This window comes from Piscinibacter sp. PDB5-1 (assembly GCF_056676035.1).
The window spans coordinates 343,357-370,123 of the sequence record NZ_JBWVZL010000002.1 but is presented as its reverse complement, the minus strand read 5'-3'; the positions used below and the strand labels follow the sequence as shown (position 1 = coordinate 370,123).

Genomic DNA, 26,767 nt, shown 5'->3' with positions numbered 1-26,767 from the left:
CGATGCGCGCGCATAGATGGTGCGGGCTCGTCGCGGCGAGTCAGCGGGGCGTGGCCGGTGGTGGCACTGGCGCGAAGCCCTCGTATTGCGGCAGCCCGTCGTCGATCGGCCACCAGTCGGCTTTCGAGGCCACGAAGGCGTGGAAGGCCGGCTTCACGTGCAAGGGGCCGTCGAGCAGCCCGGCCCGGATGCGCAGCACCGTGGGGTCGCAGTCGCGTTCGCTGAAAAGTGGCGAGCCGCAGTGGATGCAGAAGTGGCGGCGTTTGCCGGGCGACGACTCATAGGCCTTCAGCAGGGCTTCGCCGCGTTCGAAGTGCAGCGCCGAGCGGGCCACCGGGATGTTGGTGGCGAACGGGCCGCCTTGCGCCTTGCGGCACTGCACGCAATGGCACACCTGGATCGGCGCGAGCGCGCCTTCGATGTGAAAGCGGACGGCCCCGCACAGGCAGCTGCCGGTGGTGACGGAGGTGGGGGTGGTGTCGGTGTTCATCGGCGCAATGTAGCGCTGCAGCGCGTGGCGCGAAATGAAAACGGGGCGGCCCGGCGTGAGCCGGGCCGCCCCGTCGTGAAGGCCGTGGGCCGATCAGGCTTCGGTGGGGTCGGGGCCGTAGTCGTTGTCGCCGACCGTGCCGCGCAGGAAGCCGTTTTCAACCAGCTGCCAGATGCCGCCGATGACGGGGACGAGGCCGATCAGCACCCACCAGCCCGACTTGTTGCGGTCGTGCCAGCGCTTGACGCTGATGGCCAGGCTGGCCCAGATGAAGGCGATGTAGGCCGGGCCGATCACGACCCAGGTCAGCACTTCGTTGATCTTGCCCAGGATGGCGGCAACGATGCCGAGCACGAACATGGCGCCGATCATGCCGAGCACGCCCCACATCCAGAACGTCTTGCGGGGCACGCGGCCGCTGAAGCTGAAGTAAATCTCTTTCCAGGTGAGCGGGGTGGCCACACCGCCGCTGGCGGGTGCAAGGCCGACGGCGGCGCTGGGGGGCTGGTAACGGTTGCTGATGTCGTTCATGGTTCCCTCGGTGGTTGGTCTCTTGTCCGGCCGGGGCAAGACGCCCGCGAACCGCGCGGCAGTATGGGCGAAAAGTGCCCATTCACCATGCGTACTTCTGGGGGGAAGACCCCAGCTTTTCCATCACCAAATGTTTCGCCGACCGCGCGGACACGGCCTTCAGCGCGTGAGCCACACCGCCGCCAGGGCCACCGCGCCGGGCAGCGCCTGCACGAAAAGAATCTTGCGCGAGGTCGTCAGCGCACCGTACACGCCGGCCACCACCACGCAGGCGAGAAAGAAGGTCTGCACCGCCAGGCCGTCGGCCCCGAGCGCCACGCCCCAGGCCAGGCCGGCCGCAAGAAAGCCGTTGTAAAGGCCCTGGTTGGCCGCGAGCGTTTTCGAGGCTTCGGCGAATTCGGGCGTGGTACCGAAGATGCGGCGGCCCTTGGGCGTGGTCCACAAAAACATCTCGAGCACCAGGATGTACAGGTGGATGAGCGCGACCAGCGCCACCAGAACGCGTGCGATCGTCATGCGAAGCTCCATGCGAGGGGAAGGTGCCGTGCGCGGTAGACCCGCGCGGCGCGGGCCAGTATCGGCGATGCGCGCGGCGCTGGGCGCGGCCGCTCAGGCGGGCAGTTCGAACTGGCGCGACACGAAGGCCCACAGCAGCCGCGAGGCATCGGGGCCTTGCGCGTCGCTGAAGGGCTGGCGCGCGGCGCCACCGCTCCAGGCGTGGCCGAGGGAGTCGATCTCGCACAGGCTGGCCACCGTGCGGCCCCGGTGCTTGTAGTCGGTGCGTGTGACCGCGTGGCGCTGGCCGCGCTGCACCCGGCGCGGCAGGCCCGCGCGGGCCCCGGCGGCCTGCGCCCAGGCCTCGACGGCGGCCATTGCGTTGGCCGGCGACACCACGCGGTCGTGCGTGCCGTGGATCACCATCAGCGGCGGCCATGCCTGTCCTGGTGTGGCGGGCAGGGCGTGGGTACCGCGCAGGCCATGCATGGCACCGAAGGCCGAGGCCGATGAATGCGCCGTGCCCGGCGGCACGCCCGAGTGCATCACCACCGCGCGAAAGCGCGTCGGGTAACGCGCGGCCACCAGCGCGGCCATGCTCGCCCCGGCCGAGAGGCCCGCGATGGCCACGCGCTGGCGGTCGCCCGGGTAGAGCAGCAGCACCTGGTCGATGGCCGACATCACGAGCGCGGCTTCGCCATGCGCGCGGCCCGAGCGGGTGTCGAACCAGTTCCAGCAGCCCTGCACGTTGGCGTGGCGGTCTTGTTCGACGAAGAGCACGAGAAAGCGCTCGCGCGTGGCCAGCCGGTTGATGCGGGTGGACAGTGCGAAGCCCTTCGCGTCTTGCTGGCAGCCGTGCAGCATCACCAGCAGCGGCACGCGCTCGAAGGCCTGCAGCCCCGGCGGGCGAAACAGCCGGTAGCGCCGCATGCCGGTCGGTCCGAGGGCAAGGCCGGCGATCCAGTCACCATCGCCCGGCGGCGGCTCGCGGGCTTCGCGCAGCGCGCGGGTGGCAGCCTTCGCCGTGGCATCGACGGCGGTGCGCGCGGTCTGCTGGCCCAGGCGCAGGCCAGATCGCGTCCAGGCGTTCAGCGACTGCGTCAGCGCGCGTGCCCAGGGGGAGGTGTGTCGTCGTCGGCTCATGGATGTCGGCTTGGCGCAGCCACCTTAGCCCAGCGACCTGGAACGGCCGTTCGGTGGGGCTTCTCAAGATGTGCGATGCGTCGAAGCGACCCTCGAACACCCCCTTGTCTTGCGCGCGGATACGTGAGGTAGCGCCTTCGCGTCTTTGCTCACCGAAAGAAGCGCAAGCTGCGCCGGTATCGGCCGATTTGGCAAGGCATGTGCCAACTCTCGAATGCCCCCGCCATGCAGACCCTGCGCCCCGTGCCGACCGATGCCGCTTTCGTCCCCGTGCTTCACGCTTGCCCACCGGCACCGAAGGCCGCGCCGCGCCGTGGCCCGGTCGCGGCGGAACTGCCCTTCACGGTGCGCGTGGTGACCGACGAAATCGACCTCTTGCGCGTACAGGCCCTGCGCGCGGCCGCCTATGGCCACCACCTGCCGCAATTGACCGAACGCTTCGGCGCCGCCGACCCGATGGACCACGCACCCGACACGCTCATCTTCATCGCCGAAGACAAGGCCACCGGCGAGGTCGTGGGTTCGGCCCGCGTGCAGACCAACCTCAGCCAGCCCTTGCAGATCGAGCACAGCATCGCGCTGCCGGCTGAGCGCGAAGGCCAGGTGCTGGCCGAGATCACGCGCCTGGCGGTGCGCCCCGGTTACGTGCCGCCGGTGCGCCTGGCGCTGGTGAAGGCGAGCTACCTCTACTGCATGGCGATGCAGATCGGCGGCGTGATTGCGGGTTCGCGCCGTTCGCTGCTGCGCTCGTACGACGCCCTCGGGTTCAACGATCTCTACGGCGACGAGCGCATGGTGCCCCTGCAGCATGCGGGCGGCCTTCCGCACCGCGTGCTGTTTCTCGACACCGTGACCGGCGAGAGCGATTCACGCGCGCGCAACCCAGCGGTGCACGCCTTCGTGTTTCGCACCTTCCACCCCGACATTCAGGTCTTCGCGGCCGTGCAGGCCAGCGTGTCGAAGCTGCGGCCGCCCGAAGGCCGCGCGGCTCAGCGCGGGCTGGCGCTCGCGGCGTGAACGGAGGCCTCGGCGGGCACCCGCCCGTCCCGGGCCGGCGACGCGGCGAGGTGCCGTGCCAGCATCTCGCGCAACTGCTCGGGCGCGAAGGGCTTGGCGACCAGGTCGTCCATGCCCGCGCTCTGGCATTGCTGCCGGTCTTCGGGAAAGACGTTCGCCGTCAGCGCGATCAAGGGCAGGCGCGGCAACCCGTGGCGGGCCTCGTAGGCGCGCACCTGGCGCGCGGCTTCGAAGCCGTCCATCTCGGGCATCTGGCAGTCGAGCAGCACGAGGTCGGGGCGGTCGTGCGGCTGGCACACGCGCTGCACGACCTCCACCCCGGTCACGGCACGTTCGACCTCCAGGCCGAAGCGGCGCAATGTGTGGTCGGCCACGATGGCGTTGACCTCGTTGTCTTCGGCCAGCAGCACCGTGCCTTGCAGCGGCGCCTCGATGGCGTCGGCGCCGTCCTCGTGCGATGGGGCGGGTGACTGCGCGGCCTCGAACTCGGGCAGGGGCAGGCAGACCTCGAAGGTCGAGCCCTGAGCCAGCGCGCTGGTGTAGGTGACGTCGCCGCCCATCGCACGGCACAAGTCGCGTGTGATGCTGAGCCCAAGGCCCGTGCCGCCAAAGCGCCGGCTGCTCGACGAGTCCGCCTGCACGAAGGGCTTGAAGATGCTGTCGCCCGCGCCGGCGGCGATGCCCACGCCGGTGTCTTCGACCCGCACGCGCAGCGTGGGGCCGTCGCCGATCAACCGCGCCCGCAGGTGCACGTGGCCGTGGTCGGTGAATTTCACGGCGTTGCCCAGCAGGTTGAGCAGCACCTGGCGCAGCCGGAAGGGGTCGATGCTGGCGACGCAGGGCGAAGGCAGGTCGATGTGGCTGGTGAGCGTCAGGCCCTTGGCGACCGCGCTCGGCTGGCACATCTGCACCGCCTCTTCGATCAACTGGCCGATGGCGGTGCGCTCGGGCTGAAGCTCGATGCCGCGTGCGCCAAAGCGTGAGAACTCGAGGATGTTGTTGATCAGCGCCAGCAGGTGTTCGCCGCAGCGGTGGATGACGGCCAGCCCCGCGTCGCGTGTGGGGTCGCTGGGCGTGCCGCGGGTCAGCAGCATGTCCGACATGCCCAGGATGCCGTGCAGGGGCGTGCGCAGTTCGTGGCTCATGTTGGCGACGAACTCGTTCTTGGCGCGGTTTTCCTGCTGCGCCAGCGCGAGGGCAGCGCTCAGTTCGTGCGTCATGCGCTCGTTCTGGAACCGCAGGCGAAGCATTTCTTCGACATGGTGCTCCGACCGGCGCGTGGCGCGCAGCAGCAGCGCCAGGAAGGCCAGGGCGGTGAGGCCACCGTAGAGGCCGAAGCTGTCGCCGCGCAACAGCAGGCCCAGCCCCACTGGCGCGAGCATCGGCGCCACGTAGGCCACGCAGGCCAGCCAATGCACGTGCAGCACGAACGAGCCCACGGCCGACACACCCGCCAGCGTGGCGACGATCACGGTGGTGGTGGCGACATCGGCGCCCGGCACCAGCAGCACGCCGGCCAGGCCCCAGCTCACGCCGTCAATGAACAGCAAGGTCTTGAACCGGGTGAGCCAGCGGGCGCCATCGTCGCGGCGGCGCCGGTACATCGCCCCGAGCACGAAGCGCGGCGCGACGGCGACCAGCTTGATCGCCACCCAGGCGGTGAGGGCGCCGCTCGGCACCGTGCCCTGCAGGTGGAATGCGAGCGCCAGCGCGAACACCGTGGCCACCACCGAGCCCCAGCTGGTCTGCTCGAACAGCATGGTCGTCTGCTGGATGCGCACGCGGCTGTGCACGTCTGGCTCGGTGGCAGACGCGTCAGCGGGGGCGGTGGCGGGGTGCATGGACCGATCGATCCGTTGGCTGGGCCGTACGGTACACCGCCCAAGGATGGTGCGGCCAGGCTTTTCGCGGTTTGCGCGACGGGTGGGGCGCCCCAGCGCACGTGCGAACCTCATTCAGATTAGGGATGCCGAGCCGGAACCAGACCGCAAGACTCGCCGCAATGACGCCGTGAGCCGGGATGGCCCATCGCAGCGGCCGGCGCGATCAAGGGGCTTCGCATGGATGTGGTCAAGGAGGAACTGGACATCTTCAAGGCGTCCATGGGACGGATGCGCTGGATGATGGCCACGGCGTCGCTGATCTCCGTGCTGATCGTGCTGCACGTGTACCTGGAGCAGTTCGGGTACCAGGCCCGACAACTGAGCACGCTGCAAGCGGCCCGCATTCGGACCCATGCCATCGAGGCTCTGAATTGCATGGAGGTCGTGGCCAAGCAGCGCCACGCTGCCACTGCAGCATCGGCCCCCGCCCCGCAGCCCCCCCCGTGCACCCCGCCGACGCTGCCCGAATCCGAGTGGAACCAGATCCGGAAGATGGACGACGACGCGCTGCTGCTGGCCTATTCAGAACGCGCGTATGCGAAGACCCTGACCGAAAACACCCTCAAGGACGCGAAGCTGGCGGTGCGGCGCATCCCGCTGCTGGGCATCGAGGTGCCGGCCAACGACTTCGTCAACGTGATGGCCGTGATGTCTCTGGTGTTCGTGGTCGGCGTGTGGATGAACCTGCGCGGCGTGAAGGTGTCGCTGGGTTCGCTGCTCAGCCACGACCGTCCCGAGGCGAAGCGCCTGGCGCAGATTTCGACCGTGTTCCTGATCTCGTCCGAGGCGCACCGAGAAGACGTGCTCGCGCGCCGCTTGCGGTCGCTGGTGATGTGGCTGCCGTTCGCTTCCATCGCGGCCGCCACCGTCATCGGCCACATCCCGCTCTACGCCAAGCTGGTCAACCACAGCCCGTTCCATGTGGGCGATTTGGACTTCGCGCTGAAGCACCTGGCGCTGGCGCTCGTCATCACGCTCGTGCACCTGTGGGTCGCGGCCGAATGCCGCTTCGTCGTCAAAGACATCGACCGGCTGTTCGAAGGCGCGAAGTCCTGAACAGCCCGAGCCTCAGGGCTTGAGGGTCCACCGTGCCTTTAGTGCCGCCCAGCCCTCGGCCCCCAGCTTCTCAAGCGTCTCGATGTTGCGCTCGTAGATGTCTTCGGCCTCGGGGAAGGCCTCGACCGCGCGGTCGATGCTGGCTTCGCGCAGCAGGTGCAGCGTGGGGTGGGGCGACTGGTTGGTGGCGTTGTCGAGGTCGCCTGCATCGCTGCCGGCGAAGCGGTAGTCGGGGTGAAAGCTCGCGATCTGCAGCGTGCCGTCGAGCCCCAGCGACGCGAGCGCGGCATCGGCCACGTCGAGGAAGTCGTTGTAGTCGTCGAAGTCGTTCAGCACCTGCGGGTGCACGAGCAGGGTCGTGTCCACCTCGGTGGGGTCGGCATCGACCAGCGCCAGCAGTTCGCGGCACAGGTCGGCCAGCAGGGCGTCGGTGTCGGTGGCTTCGCTCAGCACGTAGCGCACCTGGCCCTTGACCTGCACGCCGCGCGCGAAGGGGCACAGGTTGAGGCCGATCACGGCGTGTTCGACCCAGGCGCGGGTGTCGTCGAGGGCGGTCGAGGGCGTGGCGTTCATGCGCAGGTTCGTGGTGTCAGCGTTGCAGGTTGGCCTGCAGCATGTTGCAGAACAGCGCGCCCTGTTCGATGGCGTCGTCCAACGCGACGTGGGTGTGAGGCAACTTGTCGAACCACTGCTTGGGCATGTTGCGCTTGGTGCTGTCGCGGTAGCCGGTCTTGAGCAGCGCCATCGCGTAGGTCTTCATGTCGAGCGCCGAATGGCTGAAGGGGCTCTCTCCCACAAAGCGCATCAGGTACCAGTAGACAAACAGGAAGTCGAAGCCGGCGGGGTAAGCGACGAAGACGGGCTTGCCCTTGAGCGTCTTGATCCAGTCCACGTAGCGGCGCATGGCCGCGTCGGGGGCTTCGAGGTCGGTGCGGCAGGCGGCCCAGGCTTCGGGCTGCGTCGCCCACCAGGCCGCCGTGGCGGGGTGCGCCGTCGCTCCGTCGAGCGTGTGCAGGTTGGCCGAGAAGGTCGAGACGAGTTGCTTGTCGGCCGTGTACGCGGCCGAGCCGAAGCTCAGCATCGAATGCGGGCCGGGAATGGGGCCGTCGGTCTCGACGTCGGTGCTCAGGTAAATCTCGTTCATGGGGAATCGGGTCGCGTCAAAGCTCGCTGATCTCGCGTTGCAGGTTTTCGCGGGCCTGCGCCTCCCAGTCGGTGCGAAGGGCAGGGGTGCGGTAGATGAATGGCCGCTCGGTGAAACGCTGCAACACGCGGCGGCGGCCGATGCGGTACAGGGGGCCGAGCACGTGGCTGAATTCCTGGCGGATGGCCTGGCGGTAGGCGTCGTACACCGGCCAGGGCTGGCCCAGCACCGACAGGTCGAGGTCGAGGAAGAGCCAGGCGTCCGCGTCGTCGGCTGGTGCGTCGTGCCTTTGCGTGGCCATCACGAGGAAGCTGACGCGGTCGATGGCTTCGGCCGGCCACCCGAGCGCGGCAAGCTCGGTGCGTGCGACCTCGGCCGACTGTGCTTCGTTGTCGTCGCGCTTCGGGTCGTACACGCAGTCGTGAAACCAGATCGCGGCCTCGATGAGGCGCGGCTCTCGGGCGAGCGCGCGGTGCAGGTCGAGCCAGCGCAGCAGCGCGTCGATGTGGGCCTGCAGGTGGTAGTGGCGCTGCGGCTCGCAGTGGCGTGCGCGCAGGCGGTCGAGCAGTGCCGGGGGCAGTTCGGGCAGGGGGGATGCAGCAGCTATCGGCATGGCGGCGCAGGCTACCAGTCTTCTTTCACTGCCAGGGCCATCTGGCGGCTCGCGGCCTGCCGCGCGGCGAACCACGCGGTGAGCGTGCCGCAGGCCACCACGGCGGCCGTGAGTGCGGCGAGCCGGCCCCACGGCAATAGCAGGTCCATGGTCCAGTGAAAGCTCTGCGGGTTGACCACCTTCACCAGCACCACGCTCACGGCCACGCCCAGCAGCAGGCCGAGCAGGGCGCCGCAACCCGTCCACACCGCGCCCTCGGCGGCCACCACACGCAGCACCTGCGCGCGCGTGAGGCCCAGGTGCGCGAGCAGGCCGAACTCTTTGCGGCGCGCCAGCACCTGGGCCGAGAAGCTGGCCGCAATGCCGAACAGGCCGATGGCGATCGCCACCGCCTGCAGCCAGTAGGTGACGGCGAAGCTGCGGTCGAAGATGCGCAGCGACAGCGCCCGCAGTTCGGCCGGCGAGGCGAAGTCGATCAGCGAGGCGTTCCAGCCCGCATCGACCGCCAACTGCCGCAGACCACCCTGCACCTGTGCCACCGAAGCGCCTTCGGCGAGCCACAGCGCGAGCTCGTTGATGCGCGTGTCGCCGCTCAGGCGCTGGTAGTCGTCGGCGCGAAGCAAGACGGCGCCGTGCTGGCGTGCGTAGTCGCGCCACACGCCTTGCACGAACACACGCGCCGTGCGGCCGTTGGGCAGCGGCAGGTCGAGGTGCCGGCCGGGCGCGGTGCCATAGAGGCTGAGCACCGCTTCGCTCACGAAGGCTTGCGTGTCGCCCGCCGGTAGCGGCAACAGCTCGCCCACCAACGGCAGGGCTGCGGCCGGGTCGGGCAAGGGCCGCGCGATCAGCGCGAGCGCTGGTTGCGCCGGGTCGATCTGCACCTGCGTGACGCGCTGGCCTTCGACGCGTGTCACGCCCGGCAGCGTGGCCGCCTGCTCGACCAGCCCTGGCGGCAGCGCCAGCACGTCACCGGCACCGCTGCTGCCGCTGGCACGCAGGTACAGGTCGGCCGGCAGCACCACGTCGAGCCATTGCGTGACCGAGTCTCGAAAGCTCGCCACCATCACCGTGAGCGCCACCGACAGGCTCAGGCTCGCCACCACGCCCGCCACCGCGATGGTGGCCGTGTGGCGTTGCTGGCGCGCCCGCTCGACCGCCAGCAGCGCGAGCGGCTGCGCGGGCGGGGCGATGGCGCGCAGCAGCAGGCCCACACCGGCCGGCACGCAGGCAATGCCGCCCAGCAGCAGGCAGGCCACCGAGGCATAGGCCGCAAGCGGCAAGCCGGCAATCGGCGGCAGCAGCGCGAGCCCGAGCGACAGCACCAGCAGCACCGGGCCCCACCACGCGCGGCCCGGCGCCTCGCCGACCGACAAGCCCTTCAGCGCCATCGCCGGGGCCAGCCGCTGCGCCGCGCGGGCCGGCAACCAGCCCCCCACCAAGGCCGCACCGACGCCGAGCACGCCGTAGACCGTGGTCGTGACCGCATCGAACTGCAGCTCGGGCGTCACGCCGGGAAAGTAGCCGCCGCCCAGGTCGCCGGCCAGCAGCTTCAACGCCGTCGCCGCGAGTGCAGCGCCCAGCGCCAACCCCGCCGCGCTGCCCAGCACGCCGAGCACCGCCGACTCGGTCAGCACCCAGCGCAGGCGCTCGTTCGCGCTCAAGCCCATCACCCCCAGCAAGGCGAACTGCGGCTGGCGCTGCGCGACCGACAGCGACAAGATCGAAAACACCAGAAACGCACCCGTGAACAAGGCCACCAGCGCCAGCACGGTGAGGTTCACGCGGTAGGCGCGCGAGAGGTTCGACACCCGCTGCGCCGCGTCGCCCGGTGCGATGGCGCGCACGCCGTCGGGCAAGCGCAGCTCGCGCCACAAGGCCGTGGCATCGGTGCCGGCCACCAGGCGCAGGTCGATGCGGCTCAGGCGACCCAGCCAGCCGAAGTGCGCCTGCGCGCCGGCGATGTCGATCACCGCGAGCGGCGGGCCGGCCGCGGCGACGCTGCCCGCCACCTGCAGCTCGACCGGGCCGTTGGGGCCCTGCACGCGCAGGCGCGGCGCGTCGCCAATGAGCCGCCGTGCCTCGGCATTCAAAAACACCACGTCGGGGTCGAGCGGCGCGAGCCGCCCCGCCTCGGCCTGCGGCCGGGGCGCGAGGCCGGGCCACAGGCCGCCGAGCACCAGTGCGTCCACCCCCAGCACGCGCAGCGGCAGGCGCGAGCCTCGTGCGTCGAAGGCCACGGTGTCGATCTCGACCACCGGGCTCGCGGCGGCCACGCGCGGGTGCGTGGCCACGCGTTCGTAGAGCGCCTCGTCGAAGCCGCCGCGTTGGGCGCGCAGTTCGAAGTCGGGCTGGCCGTTGACGGCACGCACGGCCGAGCTGAATTCGCTCAAGGCCGACTGGTTGATGAGCTGCACTGCGAACGCGAGCGCCACGCCGAGCGCGATGGCGAGCAGTGCCGCGAGGTGCCGCCACGGGTGGTGGCGAAACTCGGGCCACGACAGTTGCTGCAGCAGCGCGCCCATGGTCGAACGACGCTCAGCGCGTCAAGCCATGCCCTGCGGCGTGAGCGTCAGCACCCGGTCGGCGCGCGCGGCCGCGTGCTGCGAATGGGTGACGAGCACGCAGGCCGCGCCGTGCCCACGCACCTGCGCCACCAGCACGTCCATCACGCGCTCGGCGGTGCTCGGGTCGAGGTTGCCGGTGGGCTCGTCGGCGAGGATCAGCTTCGGCCGGTGCACCAGCGCGCGGGCGATCGCCACGCGCTGCAGTTGTCCGCCCGACAGCGTTTGCGGCAGGCGCGGGCCCAGGCCGGCGAGGCCGACCGCATCGAGCGCCGCCTGCACGCGCGCCTCGGTGGCGGCGCGGTCGCGCTGGCCTTGCAGCAAGAGCGGCAGTGCGACGTTGTGCGCCACGCTCAGGTGCGGCAGCACGTGAAAGGCCTGGAAGACGAAGCCCAGCGTGTCGCGCCTGAAGTGCGCGAGGGCCGCTTCGCCGAGCGTGCCGAGATCGGTGCCGGCGATGTGCACCGAGCCGCCGTCGGCCGTGTCGAGCCCGGCGATGCAGTTGAGCAGCGTCGATTTGCCCACGCCCGACTCACCGACGATGGCGACGAACTCGCCCGGCGGCACTGCGAGCGTCACGCCTTCGAACACGGCCACCTCGCCGTGGCGTTTGCGCAGGCCTCGGACGTCGAGCAGCGCGTCGCTCATGGCCTGAGGTGCTGACGGGCCAGGGCCACCACGCGGGCCGTGGCGCCGGGCTCGTCGCACGCGACCACCTCGCGCCAGGGCATGCTGCGCAGCCAGGTGATCTGCCGCTTGGCGAGCTGGCGCGTGGCCGCGATGCCGCGTTCGGCCAGCGGCGACAGGTCGCCGGCGTCGAGCGCTTCCCAGGCCTGACGGTAGCCCACGCAGCGCATCGACGGCAGCTCGGGGTGCAGGTCGCCGCGCGCGCGCAGGGCCCGCACCTCGTCCACGAAACCTGCGTCGAGCATGTGTTGAAAGCGCTGCGCAATGCGCGCGTGCAGCCAGGCGCGCTCGGTCGGTTCGAGCGAGATCAGCGGCGGGCGGTCCACCGGCTCGGCCTTCACGCGGTGAAACGACGACAGCGGCTGCCCGCTGATGCGGTGCACTTCGAGCGCGCGCTGGATGCGCTGCGAATCGGTGGCGTGCAGGCGTGCGGCGGTGAGCGGGTCCACGCGCGCCAGCTCGGCGTGCATCGCAGGCCAGCCGCGCTCAGTGGCTTCGGCGTCGAGCGCGGCGCGCACCTGCGGGTCGGACGCGGGCATCTCGTCGATGCCGTCGAACAGCGCCTTGAAGTACAGCATGGTGCCGCCCACCAACAGCGGCAGCCGGCCGCGTGCGCGGATCTCGCCGATGAGTCGCTGGGCGTCGGCCACGAACTGCGCCGCCGAGTAGGCCTGCGTGGGCTCGATGGTGTCGATCAGGTGGTGCGGCGCCTGGGCGCGCTCGGCGGCGCTGGGCTTGGCGGTGCCGATGTCCATGCCCCGGTACACCAGGGCCGAATCGACGCTGATGATCTCGACGGGCAGGGCGTCCGCAATGGCCAGCGCCGCCGCCGTCTTGCCCGAGGCGGTGGGCCCCGCCAGGCACAGGACGGGTTCAGTCATGGCGGCCGGTGGTCAGCACGCGCGCCACGGCGACGCTCAGGCCGTCGTCGGTCGCCACCGTTTCGACCCGCACCACGGCGCGCCCGGTGGGCGTGTCGATGCTGGCGTCCAGCGGTTCGGCGGTGGTGCCGGCCTCGAAGGTCTCGGGGCCGATCGACAGGCCGCTGCCGATGGCCTTGAGGCAGGCCTCCTTGCGCGTCCAGCAGCGCAGGAAGACCGCGTCGCGGTCGGCCGGTGACGCGTCCATCACCGCGCGGTGTTCGCTCGGCGCGAAGAAGCGTTCGGCCAGCGCGAGCGCATCGCTCACGCGCCGCGGCACTTCCACGTCCACGCCGATCTCGCCGTGCGGTGCGGTCGCCACCAGCGCCACGTCGCCGCTGTCGCTGAAGTTGAAGCTGCAGCCGCCCGTGGCCAGCGTGGGCTTGCCCTGCGGGCCGGTGTCGAAGGCCAGCGCTGCGGGCGCGAGGCCCATCAACGACGCGAGGATCTGCCGCAGCGCCACATGGCCCGCGAGGTAGCGCTGGCGGTGCGGCTCGAACACGAAGCGCCGTGCGCGTGCGTGCTCGGCCGGTGACAGCGTGGCCAGCGCCTCGGGCGGCGGCAGTTCGCCGAGGGCGACTTGCCACAGGCGATACGGGGCGGGGGCGGCGATCTCTTCGAAGGCGGATTCGAACGCTGGCATGGGCATGGGCAGGCAGGGCCGGGCGGGGATGCAAAGCAAAAGGGCACAAGCTGTCGCCCGTGCCCTTGTCATTGTCCCGCGAAGCCCGGTTGCCCCGGGCGCTGCTGCTCAGGCCACCATGCGACCGTGGCGATCAAGCGCCACCAGTTCGACGAAGCGCGAACCGGTGTTGTTGCCCGGTGCGAACTGCACTTTGTAGCCTCCGAAGTCGCTGCGCAGGCTGACCAGCGTGTCTTTCAGGCGCGGGCGGCTCAGTGGGCCGCTCTTCATGGCCGTGCGCGACGCGTCGATGGCGGTGCGGCCGATGATGTAGCCCTCGAGCGTCGTGACGCCCAGCTTCAGGTCGGGGCGCAGCGCGGCCAGGTCTTGCTGGCAACGCGTCACCACGCTCAGTGCCACCGAGGTCGGGCGCGGCACGACCACGCTCACCACGGCCTTGTGCTTCTTGGCCATCAGCGTGTTGATGAGGCTCTGGCCCGACATCGATGAGGCGTACACCAGGCCCGGGAATTTCTCTTCGTTCATGTGGTCGATGATCGCGGCGGCCGGCGTCGCATGCGCCATGAACAGCACCGAATCGAGCTGCGCGGCCAGCAGCTTGGCCGCGACCGGCTCGAAGGTGGCGGCGTTGCCGTCGATGGCGATCGACTCGGTCGGCGTCACACCGGCCGCAGCCAGCGCCTTGTTCATCGTCGCCAGGTTGGCGGGCGTGGTGTCTTGCATGTAGACCACGCCCACGCGCTTCATGTTGAACTGGCGCACGTAGCCGACCATGCGCTCGAACTCGAGGTCGTAGCCGGCGCGCACGTGGAAGACCGAGCTGAGCCCGTCTGCGCGCAGGCCCATGGTGCCGCTGGCGGCACCCAGCAGGGCCGATTGGTTCTGTTCGATCAGGCTGAGCGAAGCCTCGGCCCCGGCCGCCTGCGTCAGGCCGACCATCGAGGTCACGCCCTGGGCGAGCAGCGAGCGCACGTTGGCGACGCAGCGGTCTTTCGAGCTGGCGTCGTCGAGCGTCACCAGTTCGAAGCGCGGGCCGCGCGGCTCGGCCTTGTTGGCGGCCTCGAAGGCGGCCTGGATGCCGTCGCGGATGTCGCGGCCGATTTCACCGAGCGGGCCTGTCAGCGAAGCCGACTGACCGAACTTGATGGTGTTGGGCTGGGCCAGCGCCAGGCCCGGAAAGCCCGCGATCGCGCCACCGGCGACCAGTGCGGGGCCGCCAAGTACCAGGGTTCTGCGTTTCATCTCGATCACTCCATTCCCTCTGTTCGTCGGTGCCACGCCGCCCGGGTCTGTTGCCGTGAGCCAAGGGGCCCATGGGCAGTCGTGGGTTGATGCCTCGCCTGCACCGCCTTTTTGCTGGGGTGGCCGGTGCGTGCTCGGTCTTCGTCCGACGCCCGCGTGAACTTGAGCACGCGTTACGCAGCGAAACAATTTGCCGACAAGCGGCAGCAGATTTGCTGCTGCGGTGCAGCAAAGCAACGGAGCTTGTGACGAACTGTGTGGGGATGGAGGTGTGCGCCCCGGCGGGCGGAGCTGGCGGCGGCGTCGGCAGTGGACGCGCGCCGCCCCGGGGCCTCAACCAAATTTTTCGTCGCCGCGCAGGTAGCGCCACTGCCCGGGCGGCAGGTCGCCCAGCATCACGTTGCCGATGCGCACGCGCTTGAGGCCGGTCACCTTCAGGCCGACGGCTTCGCACATGCGGCGGATCTGGCGCTTCTTGCCTTCGCGCAGCACGAAGCGCAGCTGGTCTTCGTTGACCCATTCGACCTGCGCCGGCAGCAGCGGCTCGCCGTCGAGTTCGAGGCCGTGGTTGAGCAGGGCCAGGCCTTCGTCGCTCAGGCGCTCGCCTTCGACCAGCTCGACGCGCACGAGGTACTCCTTCTCGACCTCGCTGTCTTGCCCGATCAGCTGCTTGGCGATGCGACCGTCTTGCGTCAGCACGAGCAGGCCGACCGAGTCGATGTCGAGCCGGCCGGCCGGCGCGAGCTTGCGCGTGTGGTGCGGCAGGAAGCGGATGCCCGAGCGGTCTTGCCGCCACTGGTTTTGCGGGGTGACGAGCACGATCGCCGGCTCGTAGCCGTCTTCGGCCTGGCCGCTGACGTAGCCCACGGGCTTGTTGAGCAGCACGGTGACCAGCATCGACTGCGCCTTGTAGGCCAGCGCGTCGATGGTGACGAGCTGCTCGGGCGTGACGCGCGAGCCGAGTTCTTTCACCACCTTGCCATCGACACGCACCCAGCCCTTGGCGATCCAGTCGTCGGCTTCGCGGCGCGAGGCCAGGCCGAGTTCGCCGATGCGCTTCGACAGGCGCAGGCTGCCGGGCTGGTCGATGTGGACCTGGAAGTCGTCGTCATCGTCGTCGTCGTCGCGGCGGCGTGGCGCGGGGCGGTTCTGGCCCACGGGGCGTGCGGGCGGCAGGGGCGGGCGGGCCGGGCCTCGACCGGGTTGGTGGGGCGGTCGGTCGAAGGCGCCGCCGCCGCTGCGGTCGTTGCGGGGGCGGGGGTCGAAGGCGTCTGCGGGCCCTCGGGGGTTGCCGCGCGGGGCGGGCGGACGTGAGTCGTCGCGGCGCGGCGGGCGGTTGTCGTAGCGCTCGGCGTCACGCGGCGGGCGCTGGCGCTCGTCGGGCCGGGGGCCGGCAGGCGGGCGGCGGTCGAAGGCGCTGTTGCCTTGGCCAAAGCCGCCCTGGCCGAACGCGCTGTTCGGGCCGGTGGCGGGACGGCGCGGCCGCGGTGCGCCTTCAGCGTCGGGACGGCGCGGCGGGCGGCGGTCATCGTCGCGCTGCGGCGGCCGGCCGCGTGGGTCTTGCCGGTCTTGTGGGTATGGGCCCCGGCCGCGCGGGTCTTGGGCGCCGCGCGTGTCGCGGGGGCCGCGTGGGTCAGGCCGGGGCGCGCCCGCATCGGCCGGGCGACCGCGACGGGGGTCTTCATCGCGGCGCGGCGGGCGCTGCGGGTCGAAGCGCGGGGGCTCGTCGCGCCCGCGCCCTTGGCGGTCACGCAGGCCGGCCTGGTATTGCGCTTCGCGCTCGGCGCGTTCGGCCTGGGCCTCGGCCAGCGTGGGGCGCTTTTTCTTGACGCTGCCCCCCGCGCCGCGTGCGGGCGCCTTGCGCGGGCCGGCGGCGGTCTTGGCGGCGGGTTTCTTGAGTTTCAGCGTGGCCATGGGAAAGCGGTCTTACCGGGTCTGACGAAAGGCGCGATTGGAACACGGGCCCCAGGCGCGCCGGGCCGATTTCAGCCACGTGGGTGGTGCTGTTGGTGCAGCGACTTCAGCCGCTCGCGCGCCACGTGGGTGTAGATGGTGGTGGTGGAGATGTCGGCATGCCCCAGCAACATCTGCACCGCGCGCAGGTCGGCACCGTGATTGAGCAGGTGCGTGGCGAAGGCGTGGCGCAGCGTGTGCGGCGACAGCGGCACGTGCACGCCGGCCCGCAGCGCGTATTTCTTGACGAGCTGCCAGAACATCTGTCGCGTCATCGGCCCGCCGCGTGCCGTGACGAAGAGCGCGTCGCTGACCTGCCCCGCGAGGATGGCCGCCCGCGCTTCGGCCAAGTAGCGCCGAAGCCAGGCGTGCGCTTCTTCGCCGAAGGGCAGCAGCCGTTCGCGCGCGCCTTTGCCAGTGACGCGCAGGGCGGCTTCGTCGAGCCCGAGGTGCACGGTCTTGAGCGTGACCAGTTCGCTCACGCGCAGGCCGCTCGCGTACATCAGTTCGAGCATGGTGCGGTCGCGCAGGCCGAGGGGCGTATCGACCTCGGGCGCACCGAGCAGGGCTTCGACCTGGGCCTCGCTCAGCACCTTGGGCACGCGCACCGGCTGCTTGGCGCTCAAGAGCTTGAGCGTGGGGTCGGCGTCGAGCAGGCGCTCGCGCAAGGCCCAGCGGAAGTAGCGCTTGAAGACCGTCAAGCGGCGGTTGGCGCTGGTGGCCTTGCTCGCCACCTGGGCCACGGCGTAGCCGCGCAGGTCCACCTCGCGGGTGTCGTTCAAGGCCTTGCCGGCCTCGCGGGCCAGCCACTGGGCGTAGAGCGTGAGGTCGCGCCGGTAGGCGGCGAGGGTGTTGGCCGAGAGGCCGTCTTCGATCCACAGCGCGTCGATGAAGCGGTCGATCGCGGCCTGGCTCTCGGGAGGGGGCGGGGGTGAGGGCGCGTCCGGCACGGTCATGGCGCGCGATGGTGCCATGCCGTGCGTTCGGCTCAGCGCTCAGTCGAGCTTGAGCTTCTGCTCTTTGACGACGCGCTTGTAGACCTCGTACTCGGCCTTGATCTGCGCCGAGAACTCGGCCGGCGTGTTGAGCACCATCAGCGAGCCGGTGTCTTCGATGCGCTTGCGCACGACGGGGTCGGAGGCGACCTTCTTCACCGCCGCGTGCAGCGCGTCCACGATGGGCTTGGGCAGGCCCTTGGGCGCGGTGATGCCGTAGTAGGCGAGGCGGTTGACGGGTTCGAGGCCCACCTCTTTGAACGTGGGCACGTCGGGCATCGAGGCCACGCGCGTGGGCGCGGCCACGACGATGGGCACCAGCCGGCCGTCCTTGATGAAGGGCAGGGCCGAGGGCAGGTTGTCGAAGATGATGGGCACCTGGCCCGCCACGGTGTCGAGCAACGCCGGCCCCGCGCCCCGGTAGGGGATGTGCGTCATGAAGGTGCCGGTGAGGTTCTTGTACAGCTCGGTCTGCAGGTGCCCGATGCCGCCGGCGCCCGAGCTGGCAAAGCTGAACTTGCCCGGGTTGGCCTTCAGCTTGGCGAGGAAGGCCTTGTGGTCCTTGATGCCGAAGCTCGGGTGCACGGCGATGACGTTCGGCGTGGCCGCGATGTTGATGATGGGCGTGAAGTCGGTCAGCGGGTCGTAGCCGACCTTCGGGTTCACGGCCGGGTTGGCGGCCGTGGTCGAGACCGTGGCCATGCCGATGGTGTAGCCGTCGGCCGGCGCTTGCGCGAGTTGAAGGGCGCCGATGGAGCCGCCGCCGCCGCCCTTGTTCTCGACGATGACCTGCTGGCCCAGCGTGGCGCCCAGTTCGGTCGAGATGGCGCGCGCCACGATGTCGGTGGTGCCGCCCGGTGCGAAGGGCACGATCAGGCGAATGGGTTTGCTTGGGTAGGTCTGGGCCGAGGCCAGCAGGGGCGATGCACAGGCGGCCAGCGCGGCCAATGCGTTGATGACGATGCGGTGGTTCATTCGAAGTGTCTCCGCGAGAGTCGGGTGAGAGAACCAGAATACAGCGGGTGCCGGCTAGGACCTGCTCACAAACAGGCCCTACTCAGCCCGGGTTTGCCCCGAGTAGCGCAGCCTTGAGTTTCTTGTCCACCGGGCGCTCGCCGAGAAAGACCTTCAGCACGCCGTCGTAGAAGTCGTCGCCTGCGATCGGCGCCCCGCGCGTGCTGCCATTCGCGCGAAACACCATGCCGCGACCGGGCACGTAGTCGAGGTCGAACACGTCGCCCTTGCGGGTGGTGCCGAGCGCGAGCACGGCCCGGTCGAACTGCCCCACGCGGTCGGCGAGCCGGGCCCATTCGGCCTCGCTGCTGTTGCGGCGCATGCCCTTCTTGAGCGCCTTGCTGAACTCATCGGCCGGGGCGTCGATGAGCATGCGGATCTGCAGGCGCTTGGGTCCCGGTGCCTGCAACACGCCGGCCACCGTCTGCTGCTTGTCGGTGAGGTACAGGCCGGCTGCAAAGCCCTTGAGCCAGGCCACGCTGCGCAGCCCCAGGCCGTTGAGTTGCAGTTCATGCTCGGCCATGCGAACGCGGTCGTCGAAGGCCAGGCCCTCGATGGATGCGGCCCGCGCGGGGCCTGCCATGGCGAGCGTCACGACGAGGCTGAGGGCGAGCAGGGGCAGGGCGTGGCAAAGGGGGCGGCGATGCATGGGCAGGGGGCGGGACGTCGGGTGGCCTTGATGCGCGTTAACGCCCGCGCATTGTGTTGGGCTGACATACCGCAGCTTGCCGAGGGGTGATCGCGGGGGCGGGTGGTGAAGTGCCGGCTCAGGGCGCCGCCTGCGCCAGCGCCCAGTCGATGTGCTCGCGCAGCAGCTCGTCGGCGGTCGCGCGCCCGCGTTCGAGGGCATCGCGCAGCGCGGCTGCGTCCTCGCGGCTGAGCGCCTGGGCGAGCGCATTGCCCATCGCCACCGCGAGGTTGCGCCGCCAGCGCGCATGGCCGATGCGGCGGATGGCGCTGCCCTCGGTGTGGCGCAGAAAGTCGGCCTCGCTCCAGGCCCACAGCGCGAGCAGCGTGGGTTGCGCCAGCGGGCCGCGCACGTCGAAGTCGGGCAGCGGCGAGCGCTGCGCGTATTTGTTCCAGGGGCAGACGAGCTGGCAGTCGTCGCAGCCGTAGATGCGGTTGCCCATCAGCGGGCGCAGCTCGGGCGGAATCGCCCCCGCGTGCTCGATGGTGAGGTACGAGATGCAGCGCCGCGCGTCCACCCGGTACGGCGCGACGATGGCGCCGGTGGGGCAGGCGTCGATGCACGCACTGCAACTGCCGCAGTGCGGGCTGGTGGGCTCGGTGAGGGGCAAGGGCAGGTCCACGTAGATCTCGCCCAGAAAGAACATCGACCCGGCTTCGCGGTGCAGCGTCAGCGTGTGCTTGCCGCGCCAGCCGATGCCGCTGCGCGACGCGAGTTCCACTTCGAGCACCGGCGCCGAGTCGGTGAACACGCGGTGGCCGAAGGGGCCGATGGCCGCGGCGAGCTGGTCGGCGAGCTTTTGCAGGCGCTGGCGCAGCACCTTGTGGTAATCGCGGCCCCGGGCATAGATCGACACCTGCGCCTGCATCGGCTGGCTCAGCCCTTGCCACTCGATGGCCTGCCAATCGGGGTCGGTCGTTGCCGGCAGGTAGTCCATGCGCGCGGTGATCACGCGCACCGTGCCCGGCACCAGCTCGGCGGGCCGCGCGCGCTTCAGGCCGTGCGCGGCCATGTAGGCCATGTCGCCGTGAAAGCCGTCGCGCAGCCATGCGAGCAACCCCGGTTCGGCCTCGGAGAGGTTCACACCGGCCACGCCGATCTGTGAAAATCCGAGCGCCTGTGCCCAGCCGCGCAGGCGTTCGAGCAGGGCGTTGCCGTCCGGCGTTTCGTTCACCTCTTGCGCGTCGCTCATTTGCCGATTCTAGAAACCCGCACCTTGTGGTGGCCCGATGAAGCCGCGTGTGAAGCCAGTGCCCAGGCCCTGGCCGCGCATCCTGCGCTGCGAGAAGCCTTCATCGAACTGCACGGCACGCTGGGCGCTGGCAAGACGACCTTCGTGCGGCACCTGCTGCATGCGCTCGGGGTGCAGGGCCGCGTCAAGAGCCCGACCTACGCGGTGATGGAGCCCTACGAACTGCCCGACTTCAACGCCTGGCACTTCGACTTCTACCGCTTCAACGACCCGCAGGAATGGGAAGATGCGGGCTTCCGCGACGTGTTCGCCAGCCCCGGCCTGAAGCTCGTCGAGTGGCCCGAGAAGGCGCACGGCCTGCTGCCCGTGCCCGACCTGCGCATGGAACTCATCCCCGGCGACGGCGACCAACGCCGCGTGATGCTCGAAGCCCACACGCCTCGCGGCGTTGAACTGCTCGCATGAAACGCCGGATCGCGCTTCAGTCCCTCGGCACGCTGGCCCTGTGGCTCGGTGCGCGCGACATCGCCTTCGGTGCCACGCTGCTGGCCGTGCGCGTGTGGCCGGCCGACGACTACACGCGGGTCACGCTCGAGTCCGACACCGAGCTGGCCGCCAACCACTTCATCGCCGAGAACCCGCCCCGGCTCGTGGTGGACATCGAAGGCCTCGAACTCAGCCCCGCCTTGCGCGAGCTGGTCGGCAAGGTCAAGCCCGACGACCCCTACATCGCCGGCGTGCGCGTGGGCCAGAACCGGCCGCGTGTCGTGCGCCTGGTGATGGACCTGAAGCAGCCGACCGCGCCGCAGGTGTTCACCCTCGCGCCGGTGGCGGCGTACCAGAACCGCCTGGTGTTCGACCTGCGGCCCACCCAAGAGCGCGACCCGCTGCTGGCGATGCTGAACGACAAGACGCACGCCGAGCAGCAGGCGGCGCGCTCGGTCGAAGACGCGCTGGGCGAGTTCATCGGCAAGATGAACAAGCCGCCGGGGGCCGTGCCGGTGTTGCCCGGCTCGTCGGCGCCCGCCAAACCGCCCGCCGACCTGCCCGACGAACCCGTGCGGCCCGCACCCCGGGGCAAGACCGACCGGCTTGTCGTGGTGGCCCTCGACCCCGGCCACGGCGGCGAAGACCCCGGGGCCATCGGCCCGAGCGGCCTCAAAGAGAAGGATGTGGTGCTGCAGGTGGCGCGCAAGCTGCGCGACCGCCTCAACACCCTGCCGGGCATGCGCGCCATGCTGACCCGCGACGCCGATTTCTTCGTGCCGCTGCAAGAGCGTGTGCGCAAGGCGCGGCGGGTGCAGGCCGACCTGTTCGTGTCGATCCACGCCGATGCCTTCATCACGCCCAAGGCGCGTGGGGCCTCGGTGTTCGCCTTGTCGGAAGGTGGCGCGTCGAGCGCTGCGGCACGCTGGCTGGCCAACAAAGAGAACGCGGCCGACGGCGTCGGCGGCATCAACATCAAGGCCAAGGACCGTAGCGTGCTGCGTGCCTTGCTCGACATGAGCACCACCGCGCAGATCAAGGACAGCCTCAAGCTCGGCGGCGAGGTGCTGGGCCAGATCGGCAAGGTCGGCCGGCTGCACAAGGCGCACGTCGAGCAGGCCGGCTTCGCGGTACTGAAGGCGCCCGACATCCCGTCGATCCTGGTCGAGACGGCTTTCATCTCGAACCCCGAAGAAGAAGCCAAGCTGCGCGACCCCGACTACCAGAGCGAGCTGGTGGACGCGCTGTTCACCGGCATCCGCCGCTACTTCGCCAAGAACCCGCCGCTGGCGCGCACGCGTCAGCTTTGAGTTGTTGGGTGGGCTGGGTGCACCGGCCCAGAAGTTGACCGCCAAGGCGCCAAGAACGCCAAGAAGAAGTTCACCTTGGCGCTCTTGGCGGCCTTTGCGTCTTGGCGGCAAAACCACCGGCCACCCGGCACGACCTCATTTCAAAGCGCTGCTGCCCGCGCCGCCTCGGCCCGCGCCGCGCGCCAGGCCCCGAAGATGGCGATCAAACCCGGCACGATGATCAGCGCCCAGATGATCTTGCTGAGGTGCGTTTTCACGAACTCGGTGTTGCCGAACACGTAGCCCATGGTCGTGATGCCCAGCACCCAGATCAGCGCACCGACCACGTTGTAGAGCGTGAACTTCGTGCGGCTCATCTCGGCCACGCCCGCGACGAAGGGTGCGAAGGTGCGAATGAAGGGCATGAAGCGCGCGATGATGACCGTCACACCGCCGTAACGTTCGTAGAACGCGTGGGCCTGGTTGAACGCCTTCTTGTTGAAGAAGCGCGAGTGTTCCCACTGAAAGACCTTGGGGCCGATGAAGCGGCCGATCGTGTAGTTGGTCTGGTCGCCGAGGATGGCCGCCACCAGCAGCACGGCCATCGCCAGCGGCAGGTTCATCAGGCCAGCGCCGCACAGCGCACCCACCACGAACAACAGCGAGTCGCCGGGCAGGAAGGGCATCACCACCAGACCCGTCTCGACGAAGACGATGACGAACAGCAGCGCGTAGACCCAGGCACCGTAGTTCTCGACGAACTCTTTCAAGTGCGCGTCCACGTGGAGGATGAAGTCGATCAGAAAAGCGGCGAGTTCCATGGGGCGTCTGGGTCGGGTGTCGGGCGGAGCGGGGTTCGTCGTCGAGGGCAGCCGGCATTCTGCAATGGCCAGATGTGCTTTCTACAATCGCCCGATGAATGCCCTTCCGCAGGCGGCCGACCGCCGCCCCATCCGCGAACTGCCCGACGAGTTGATCAGCCAGATCGCGGCCGGCGAAGTGGTCGAACGCCCCGCCTCGGTGGTGCGCGAACTGGTGGACAACGCGCTCGACGCGGGCGCCAGCGAAATCGTCGTCAAGCTCATGGCCGGCGGCGTGCGCAGCGTGCTGGTCGAAGACGACGGCGTGGGCATCCCGCCCGAAGAGCTGCCGCTCGCGCTGCGCCGCCATGCCACCAGCAAGATCGCGTCGCTGAACGAGCTGGAAAGCGTTGCCACCATGGGCTTTCGTGGCGAGGCGCTGGCGGCGATGGCTTCCGTCTCTGAGATGAGCATCGCCAGTCGCACCGCGAGTGCCCCGCATGCGCAGCGTATCGACGCGCGCTCGGGCGAGCTGGCGCCGGCCGCGCGGGGCATCGGCACGAGCGTCGAGGTGCGCGAACTGTTCTTCAGCACGCCGGCGCGGCGCAAGTTCTTGAAGACCGACGCCACCGAGCTGGCGCATTGCATCGAGGCCGTGCGCCGCCACGCACTGGTGCGGCCCGAGGTGGGTTTTGCCGTGTGGCACGAAGGCAAGCTTGTGCAGCAGTGGCGGCGCGCCACACCCGAGCAGCGCTTGCGCGACGTGCTGGGCGAAGACTTCATTGCCGACAGCCGCGACGTGGCCGCGCAGGCCGGGCCGCTGCGCATCATGGGCCGCACCGGCACACCGGCGGCCGCGCGCACGCGCGCCGACCAGCAGTACGTCTACGTCAACGGCCGCTACGTGCGCGACAAGCTGCTCGCGCATGCCGTGCGCGCGGCCTACGAAGACGTGCTGCACGGCGGTCGCCAGCCGACCTATGTGCTCTTCATCGAGATCGCGCCCGACCGGGTCGATGTGAACGTGCACCCGACCAAGATCGAGGTGCGCTTCCGCGATTCGCGCGAGGTGCACCAGGCCTTGCGCCGCGCCGTCGAAGCCGCGCTGGCCGTAGCGCAGGCGGGCGAGGCGCCGGCTGCGTCGCTGACACCGGTGTCGACAGGCAGCGCCGCCGAGGCTTGGGCGGCGTTTGCGCCGGTGTCGGTGCCGCAGGCGCGGTCGGGCAGTGCATTCGAGGCGGGGGTGTCACCGCCTTCGCGCGCCGGCTTGCCGCTGCACGCCGTGCAAGGCGCGCTGGGCTTGCACCAGGCCGCGGTGCTCTACGCGCAGGAAGCGCCCGCCGCGTGGGGCCGGCCGGCCTCGCCCGCGGGGCCCGCACCCACGGCCTTGCCCGCCGGGCAGGACTGGCCGCTCGGCCGCGCCATCGCGCAGATCGGCGGCATCTACGTGCTGGCCGAAAACACCCAGGGCCTGGTCGTGGTGGACATGCACGCCGCGCACGAGCGCATCGTCTACGAACGGCTCAAGCGCAGCCTGGCCGATGCGGCCATCGAGTCGCAGCCGCTGCTGATCCCCGTGACCTTCTCGGCGACGGCGCAAGAGATCGCCACCGTCGAATCGCAAGGCGACAACCTGCGCCGCCTGGGGCTGGACGTGTCGGCCCTGTCGGCCACCACGCTCGCGGTGCGGGCGACGCCGGCGGCCTTGTCGGGCAGCGACGTGGTGGAGCTGACCCGCAGCGTGCTGGCCGAACTGGCGCAATACGACGCCAGCAGCGTGGTGCAGCGCGCCCAGCACGAGTTGCTCGCCACCATGGCCTGCCATGGCGCGGTGCGTGCCAACCGGCAACTGACGCTCGAAGAGATGAACGCGCTGCTGCGCGACATGGAGCGCACCGAGCGCGCCGACCAGTGCAACCACGGCCGCCCGACCTGGCGGCAACTGACGATCAAGGACCTCGACGGCTTGTTCTGGCGCGGGCGCTGAATCAGCAATGAAAAAAGGCCGGTCTTGCGACCGGCCTTTTTGAGCTGGGGCGAGCCCCGCGTTCGATCAGAAGTTGTGGCGGATGCCAGCGGCCAGCGACGAGAAGTCGCCACCGAGCACGCCCGTGGCGTAGTCGGCACCGGCCTTGTTGTCCACCTTGGTGTAGTAGGTGTAGACCTTGGTGCGCTTGCTCAGGTTGTAGTTGTAGCCGAGCGTGAATTGCTTGGCGGCGCTGTCCCCCGTCACGTTCTTCCAGTCGCCGGCAACGCCGACGTTGGCGTGGAACTCCGACGAGCCCATGGCGTACATGCCCGACAGACGGATGGCGTTGCGCTTGCCCAGCAGTTCGTCGTCGGCACGTTGGAAGTAGCCGCCGAAGGTGAAGTCACCCAGGCTGTACATGGCGCGAACGGCGAACTGGTTGTCTTCGCCAGCCGCTTCGTAGCCAGCACCCAGGGCCAGCGCGCCGACGTTGTAGTTGACGGCGAAGTCACGGGCGTTCGGGTTGGTCGTGGCGCCGTGCAGCGCCAGCGATGCGTGCGCGACCAAGCCGGGGATGATTTCCGGGCTGGTGTAGCCGATCTTGTTGTTCGACTCGAAGAAGCCGTAGTACAGCTTGTCTTCCGACGAGCCGGTGTCGTGGTTGTGCAGGCTGACGTAGTCGGCGGTGGCGAAGTAGGCTTCGCTGGTGAAGCGGCCCAGGCGCACAGTGCCGAGGGTGGCGCTGCCGAGGTTGACTTCCGACTGACCGGCCCAGAACGGGGTGGCGGCGGTGCCGTCGTCCGAACCGAAACGGTGTTCGATCAGGAAGCCAGCCTTCAGGCCGCCGCCGAGGTCTTCGGTGCCCTTGAAGCCAAGACGGGAGGCGTTGTTGTTCATGACGGTCGAGCTGACGCCTGCGACCTTCTGACGTTCAACGGTGGTGTTCAGACGACCCCAAACGGTGACATTGCTTTGGGCCAGGGCAGAGCCGGCGGCGAGGACAGACAGAGCAGCAACAAAAACTGAGCGCTTCATGGAGCATTCCTTAATGTGAGTCGCAATAGAACCGGGCAGTGACCGTCTGGTGACGCTCGCTGCGCAGCCGAACGAGTTTAGGCGGGGTGTCATGGATTACCCGCAACCTTGTTGCTTCGTGACAACGGCCCGCAAGGGGGAAACCGTCGACTCAGCGCCCGCGCAGGTGCGAAGGCGCTTCGAGGCGCTTGGCCAGCGCAGACAGCAGCAGCGTCAACACCAGGTAGACGGCCGAAATCGCCAAGTAGGGCTCCCAGTAGCGCGAATAGGCGCCGGCGACCGTGCGTGCCGCCAAGGCCAGCTCGGCCAGGCCGATCGCCGACACCAGGGACGAATCCTTGATGAGCGTGATGCCCTCGTTCACCAGTGCCGGCAGCATGCGCCGGAAGGCCTGCGGCAGCACCACGTGGCGCAGAGCCTCGGTGTGCGTGAGGCCGAGGCTGTAGGCTGCCTGCGTCTGCCCGGCGTGGATGCTCTGGATGCCCGCGCGGAAGATTTCCGACAGGTAGGCCCCGGCGTTCAGCGTCAGCGCGAGCGCGCCGGAGAAGAACGCCCCGTGCGACTGCCGGAACTCGCGCGCGGCTTCGCCGGACAGCAGCAGGCCCTGCTCGGGGTGCACCAGCAGCGGCATCAGCGCGAAGTGCACCAGCAGGATCTGCACGAACAGCGGCGTGCCTCGAAAGAAACCCACGTAGGCCGAGGTGAGCGCCCGCAGCAGGCGCAGCCCCCAGGCCGCGGCCGGCGACCGGGGCTGCGGTGCGTCGCGCGAACTGCTGATCAAGCCGAGCAGCACGCCCAGCACCAGCCCGGCGGCGATGGCGACGCCCGCGAGGCGCAGCGTCGTCCACAAGCCCGAAACGAACAGCGGGCCGTAGCCCGCCAGGATCTCCCAGCGCAGATCCATCATGCGGCGCCAGCGCG

General features: G+C 69.8%; 26 protein-coding genes. 5 read left to right on the top strand and 21 right to left on the bottom strand.

The features are described 5' to 3' along the window. Positions 1-40: 40 nt before the first annotated feature. From AC1KAT_RS09075 to AC1KAT_RS09060, 4 genes are all read right to left on the bottom strand, one after another. A complete protein-coding gene (locus AC1KAT_RS09075) occupies positions 41-490 on the bottom strand; it encodes a GFA family protein (protein WP_480324992.1) in 450 nt (149 codons plus the stop codon). A gap of 93 nt (positions 491-583) precedes the next feature. Beyond that, positions 584-1,021, bottom strand: a complete 438-nt coding sequence (locus tag AC1KAT_RS09070) for a DUF805 domain-containing protein (protein WP_480324991.1) — start codon at positions 1,019-1,021, stop codon at positions 584-586. Between the two features lie 159 nt (positions 1,022-1,180). After that, positions 1,181-1,537 carry a DUF1304 domain-containing protein gene (locus AC1KAT_RS09065; RefSeq protein WP_480324989.1) on the bottom strand — a complete coding sequence of 119 codons (357 nt, stop codon included), beginning with the start codon at positions 1,535-1,537 and terminating at the stop codon, positions 1,181-1,183. A gap of 93 nt (positions 1,538-1,630) precedes the next feature. Continuing rightward, on the bottom strand, positions 1,631-2,659 hold the full coding sequence (locus AC1KAT_RS09060; protein WP_480324987.1) for an extracellular catalytic domain type 1 short-chain-length polyhydroxyalkanoate depolymerase: 1,029 nt from the start codon (positions 2,657-2,659) through the stop codon (positions 1,631-1,633). 225 nt (positions 2,660-2,884) lie between these two features. Between AC1KAT_RS09060 and AC1KAT_RS09055 the strand changes: the two genes are divergently transcribed. Then, entirely contained in the window at positions 2,885-3,676 is a 792-nt protein-coding gene (locus tag AC1KAT_RS09055; RefSeq protein ID WP_480324985.1) for an N-acyl amino acid synthase FeeM domain-containing protein, read from the top strand. Here AC1KAT_RS09055 and AC1KAT_RS09050 read toward each other — a convergent pair. Then, positions 3,649-5,517, bottom strand: a complete 1,869-nt coding sequence (locus AC1KAT_RS09050) for an ATP-binding protein (RefSeq protein WP_480324983.1) — start codon at positions 5,515-5,517, stop codon at positions 3,649-3,651. The genes AC1KAT_RS09055 and AC1KAT_RS09050 overlap by 28 nt on opposite strands. A 219-nt stretch (positions 5,518-5,736) precedes the next feature. Here AC1KAT_RS09050 and AC1KAT_RS09045 point away from each other — a divergent pair, with 219 nt between their 5' ends. Continuing rightward, the gene (locus tag AC1KAT_RS09045; protein WP_480324981.1) at positions 5,737-6,615 is read left to right on the top strand and encodes a hypothetical protein; all 879 of its coding nucleotides are present in this window, start codon (positions 5,737-5,739) and stop codon (positions 6,613-6,615) included. A 12-nt stretch (positions 6,616-6,627) separates the two neighbouring features. On the opposite strand, the gene AC1KAT_RS09040 is transcribed toward AC1KAT_RS09045, so the two are convergent. From AC1KAT_RS09040 to queG, 13 genes are all read right to left on the bottom strand, one after another. Then, a complete protein-coding gene (locus tag AC1KAT_RS09040) occupies positions 6,628-7,188 on the bottom strand; it encodes a DUF1415 domain-containing protein (protein ID WP_480324979.1) in 561 nt (186 codons plus the stop codon). Positions 7,189-7,204: 16 nt separating this feature from the next. Continuing rightward, positions 7,205-7,759 carry an exonuclease gene (locus tag AC1KAT_RS09035; protein WP_480324977.1) on the bottom strand — a complete coding sequence of 185 codons (555 nt, stop codon included), beginning with the start codon at positions 7,757-7,759 and terminating at the stop codon, positions 7,205-7,207. A gap of 16 nt (positions 7,760-7,775) precedes the next feature. Beyond that, positions 7,776-8,372 (bottom strand): HD domain-containing protein, encoded by a 597-nt coding sequence (locus AC1KAT_RS09030; protein ID WP_480324975.1) that lies wholly within the window; start codon positions 8,370-8,372, stop codon positions 7,776-7,778. 11 nt (positions 8,373-8,383) lie between these two features. After that, positions 8,384-10,894, bottom strand: coding sequence for an FtsX-like permease family protein (locus AC1KAT_RS09025; RefSeq protein ID WP_480324973.1), 2,511 nt, complete (start codon positions 10,892-10,894; stop codon positions 8,384-8,386). 21 nt (positions 10,895-10,915) lie between these two features. Continuing rightward, entirely contained in the window at positions 10,916-11,581 is a 666-nt protein-coding gene (locus tag AC1KAT_RS09020) for an ABC transporter ATP-binding protein (protein ID WP_480324970.1), read from the bottom strand. Next, positions 11,578-12,501: a tRNA (adenosine(37)-N6)-dimethylallyltransferase MiaA gene (gene miaA / locus AC1KAT_RS09015; RefSeq protein ID WP_480324968.1), complete on the bottom strand. Its 924-nt coding sequence runs from the start codon at positions 12,499-12,501 to the stop codon at positions 11,578-11,580. The genes AC1KAT_RS09020 and miaA overlap by 4 nt, the downstream gene beginning before the upstream one ends. Further along, entirely contained in the window at positions 12,494-13,189 is a 696-nt protein-coding gene (locus AC1KAT_RS09010; protein ID WP_480324966.1) for a 4'-phosphopantetheinyl transferase family protein, read from the bottom strand. The genes miaA and AC1KAT_RS09010 overlap by 8 nt, the downstream gene beginning before the upstream one ends. A gap of 102 nt (positions 13,190-13,291) precedes the next feature. Beyond that, a complete protein-coding gene (locus AC1KAT_RS09005; RefSeq protein ID WP_480324964.1) occupies positions 13,292-14,425 on the bottom strand; it encodes an ABC transporter substrate-binding protein in 1,134 nt (377 codons plus the stop codon). Positions 14,426-14,758: 333 nt separating this feature from the next. Next, the gene (locus tag AC1KAT_RS09000) at positions 14,759-16,339 is read right to left on the bottom strand and encodes a pseudouridine synthase (RefSeq protein ID WP_480324962.1); all 1,581 of its coding nucleotides are present in this window, start codon (positions 16,337-16,339) and stop codon (positions 14,759-14,761) included. 71 nt (positions 16,340-16,410) lie between these two features. Further along, positions 16,411-17,334: a site-specific tyrosine recombinase XerD gene (gene xerD, locus AC1KAT_RS08995; RefSeq protein WP_480324960.1), complete on the bottom strand. Its 924-nt coding sequence runs from the start codon at positions 17,332-17,334 to the stop codon at positions 16,411-16,413. Positions 17,335-17,373: 39 nt separating this feature from the next. Continuing rightward, positions 17,374-18,348 carry a tripartite tricarboxylate transporter substrate binding protein BugE gene (locus AC1KAT_RS08990; protein WP_480324958.1) on the bottom strand — a complete coding sequence of 325 codons (975 nt, stop codon included), beginning with the start codon at positions 18,346-18,348 and terminating at the stop codon, positions 17,374-17,376. A gap of 82 nt (positions 18,349-18,430) precedes the next feature. Further along, positions 18,431-19,036: a chalcone isomerase family protein gene (locus tag AC1KAT_RS08985; RefSeq protein WP_480324956.1), complete on the bottom strand. Its 606-nt coding sequence runs from the start codon at positions 19,034-19,036 to the stop codon at positions 18,431-18,433. A gap of 118 nt (positions 19,037-19,154) precedes the next feature. Then, on the bottom strand, positions 19,155-20,267 hold the full coding sequence (queG, locus tag AC1KAT_RS08980; protein WP_480324954.1) for a tRNA epoxyqueuosine(34) reductase QueG: 1,113 nt from the start codon (positions 20,265-20,267) through the stop codon (positions 19,155-19,157). Between the two features lie 24 nt (positions 20,268-20,291). Between queG and tsaE the strand changes: the two genes are divergently transcribed. Together tsaE and AC1KAT_RS08970 are read left to right on the top strand one after the other, a co-directional pair. Further along, positions 20,292-20,732: a tRNA (adenosine(37)-N6)-threonylcarbamoyltransferase complex ATPase subunit type 1 TsaE gene (tsaE, locus tag AC1KAT_RS08975; RefSeq protein ID WP_480324952.1), complete on the top strand. Its 441-nt coding sequence runs from the start codon at positions 20,292-20,294 to the stop codon at positions 20,730-20,732. Further along, positions 20,729-22,063 (top strand): N-acetylmuramoyl-L-alanine amidase, encoded by a 1,335-nt coding sequence (locus AC1KAT_RS08970; protein ID WP_480324950.1) that lies wholly within the window; start codon positions 20,729-20,731, stop codon positions 22,061-22,063. The genes tsaE and AC1KAT_RS08970 overlap by 4 nt, the downstream gene beginning before the upstream one ends. 140 nt (positions 22,064-22,203) lie before the next feature. Here AC1KAT_RS08970 and AC1KAT_RS08965 read toward each other — a convergent pair whose 3' ends face one another. After that, positions 22,204-22,863 carry a DedA family protein gene (locus AC1KAT_RS08965; protein ID WP_480324948.1) on the bottom strand — a complete coding sequence of 220 codons (660 nt, stop codon included), beginning with the start codon at positions 22,861-22,863 and terminating at the stop codon, positions 22,204-22,206. 94 nt (positions 22,864-22,957) lie between these two features. Here AC1KAT_RS08965 and mutL point away from each other — a divergent pair, with 94 nt between their 5' ends. Continuing rightward, entirely contained in the window at positions 22,958-24,829 is a 1,872-nt protein-coding gene (gene mutL, locus AC1KAT_RS08960) for a DNA mismatch repair endonuclease MutL (RefSeq protein ID WP_480324946.1), read from the top strand. A 66-nt stretch (positions 24,830-24,895) separates the two neighbouring features. Here mutL and AC1KAT_RS08955 read toward each other — a convergent pair whose 3' ends face one another. Next, positions 24,896-25,846, bottom strand: coding sequence for a porin (locus tag AC1KAT_RS08955; RefSeq protein ID WP_480324943.1), 951 nt, complete (start codon positions 25,844-25,846; stop codon positions 24,896-24,898). Between the two features lie 151 nt (positions 25,847-25,997). Then, complete coding sequence (locus AC1KAT_RS08950; RefSeq protein WP_480324941.1) at positions 25,998-26,750, bottom strand: amino acid ABC transporter permease; 753 nt, start codon at positions 26,748-26,750, stop codon at positions 25,998-26,000. Positions 26,751-26,767: the final 17 nt, after the last annotated feature.

What these genes read in the sequence shown, in the direction of transcription:
- AC1KAT_RS09075 (WP_480324992.1), bottom strand. Translation starts at nt 490, where the DNA reads ATGAACACCGACACCACCCCCACCTCCGTCACCACCGGCAGCTGCCTG.
- AC1KAT_RS09070 (WP_480324991.1), bottom strand. Translation starts at nt 1,021, where the DNA reads ATGAACGACATCAGCAACCGTTACCAGCCCCCCAGCGCCGCCGTCGGC.
- AC1KAT_RS09065 (WP_480324989.1), bottom strand. Translation starts at nt 1,537, where the DNA reads ATGACGATCGCACGCGTTCTGGTGGCGCTGGTCGCGCTCATCCACCTG.
- AC1KAT_RS09060 (WP_480324987.1), bottom strand. Translation starts at nt 2,659, where the DNA reads ATGAGCCGACGACGACACACCTCCCCCTGGGCACGCGCGCTGACGCAG.
- AC1KAT_RS09055 (WP_480324985.1), top strand. Translation starts at nt 2,885, where the DNA reads ATGCAGACCCTGCGCCCCGTGCCGACCGATGCCGCTTTCGTCCCCGTG.
- AC1KAT_RS09050 (WP_480324983.1), bottom strand. Translation starts at nt 5,517, where the DNA reads ATGCACCCCGCCACCGCCCCCGCTGACGCGTCTGCCACCGAGCCAGAC.
- AC1KAT_RS09045 (WP_480324981.1), top strand. Translation starts at nt 5,737, where the DNA reads ATGGATGTGGTCAAGGAGGAACTGGACATCTTCAAGGCGTCCATGGGA.
- AC1KAT_RS09040 (WP_480324979.1), bottom strand. Translation starts at nt 7,188, where the DNA reads ATGAACGCCACGCCCTCGACCGCCCTCGACGACACCCGCGCCTGGGTC.
- AC1KAT_RS09035 (WP_480324977.1), bottom strand. Translation starts at nt 7,759, where the DNA reads ATGAACGAGATTTACCTGAGCACCGACGTCGAGACCGACGGCCCCATT.
- AC1KAT_RS09030 (WP_480324975.1), bottom strand. Translation starts at nt 8,372, where the DNA reads ATGCCGATAGCTGCTGCATCCCCCCTGCCCGAACTGCCCCCGGCACTG.
- AC1KAT_RS09025 (WP_480324973.1), bottom strand. Translation starts at nt 10,894, where the DNA reads ATGGGCGCGCTGCTGCAGCAACTGTCGTGGCCCGAGTTTCGCCACCAC.
- AC1KAT_RS09020 (WP_480324970.1), bottom strand. Translation starts at nt 11,581, where the DNA reads ATGAGCGACGCGCTGCTCGACGTCCGAGGCCTGCGCAAACGCCACGGC.
- miaA (WP_480324968.1), bottom strand. Translation starts at nt 12,501, where the DNA reads ATGACTGAACCCGTCCTGTGCCTGGCGGGGCCCACCGCCTCGGGCAAG.
- AC1KAT_RS09010 (WP_480324966.1), bottom strand. Translation starts at nt 13,189, where the DNA reads ATGCCCATGCCAGCGTTCGAATCCGCCTTCGAAGAGATCGCCGCCCCC.
- AC1KAT_RS09005 (WP_480324964.1), bottom strand. Translation starts at nt 14,425, where the DNA reads ATGAAACGCAGAACCCTGGTACTTGGCGGCCCCGCACTGGTCGCCGGT.
- AC1KAT_RS09000 (WP_480324962.1), bottom strand. Translation starts at nt 16,339, where the DNA reads ATGGCCACGCTGAAACTCAAGAAACCCGCCGCCAAGACCGCCGCCGGC.
- xerD (WP_480324960.1), bottom strand. Translation starts at nt 17,334, where the DNA reads ATGACCGTGCCGGACGCGCCCTCACCCCCGCCCCCTCCCGAGAGCCAG.
- AC1KAT_RS08990 (WP_480324958.1), bottom strand. Translation starts at nt 18,348, where the DNA reads ATGAACCACCGCATCGTCATCAACGCATTGGCCGCGCTGGCCGCCTGT.
- AC1KAT_RS08985 (WP_480324956.1), bottom strand. Translation starts at nt 19,036, where the DNA reads ATGCATCGCCGCCCCCTTTGCCACGCCCTGCCCCTGCTCGCCCTCAGC.
- queG (WP_480324954.1), bottom strand. Translation starts at nt 20,267, where the DNA reads ATGAGCGACGCGCAAGAGGTGAACGAAACGCCGGACGGCAACGCCCTG.
- AC1KAT_RS08970 (WP_480324950.1), top strand. Translation starts at nt 20,729, where the DNA reads ATGAAACGCCGGATCGCGCTTCAGTCCCTCGGCACGCTGGCCCTGTGG.
- AC1KAT_RS08965 (WP_480324948.1), bottom strand. Translation starts at nt 22,863, where the DNA reads ATGGAACTCGCCGCTTTTCTGATCGACTTCATCCTCCACGTGGACGCG.
- mutL (WP_480324946.1), top strand. Translation starts at nt 22,958, where the DNA reads ATGAATGCCCTTCCGCAGGCGGCCGACCGCCGCCCCATCCGCGAACTG.
- AC1KAT_RS08955 (WP_480324943.1), bottom strand. Translation starts at nt 25,846, where the DNA reads ATGAAGCGCTCAGTTTTTGTTGCTGCTCTGTCTGTCCTCGCCGCCGGC.
- AC1KAT_RS08950 (WP_480324941.1), bottom strand. Translation starts at nt 26,750, where the DNA reads ATGGATCTGCGCTGGGAGATCCTGGCGGGCTACGGCCCGCTGTTCGTT.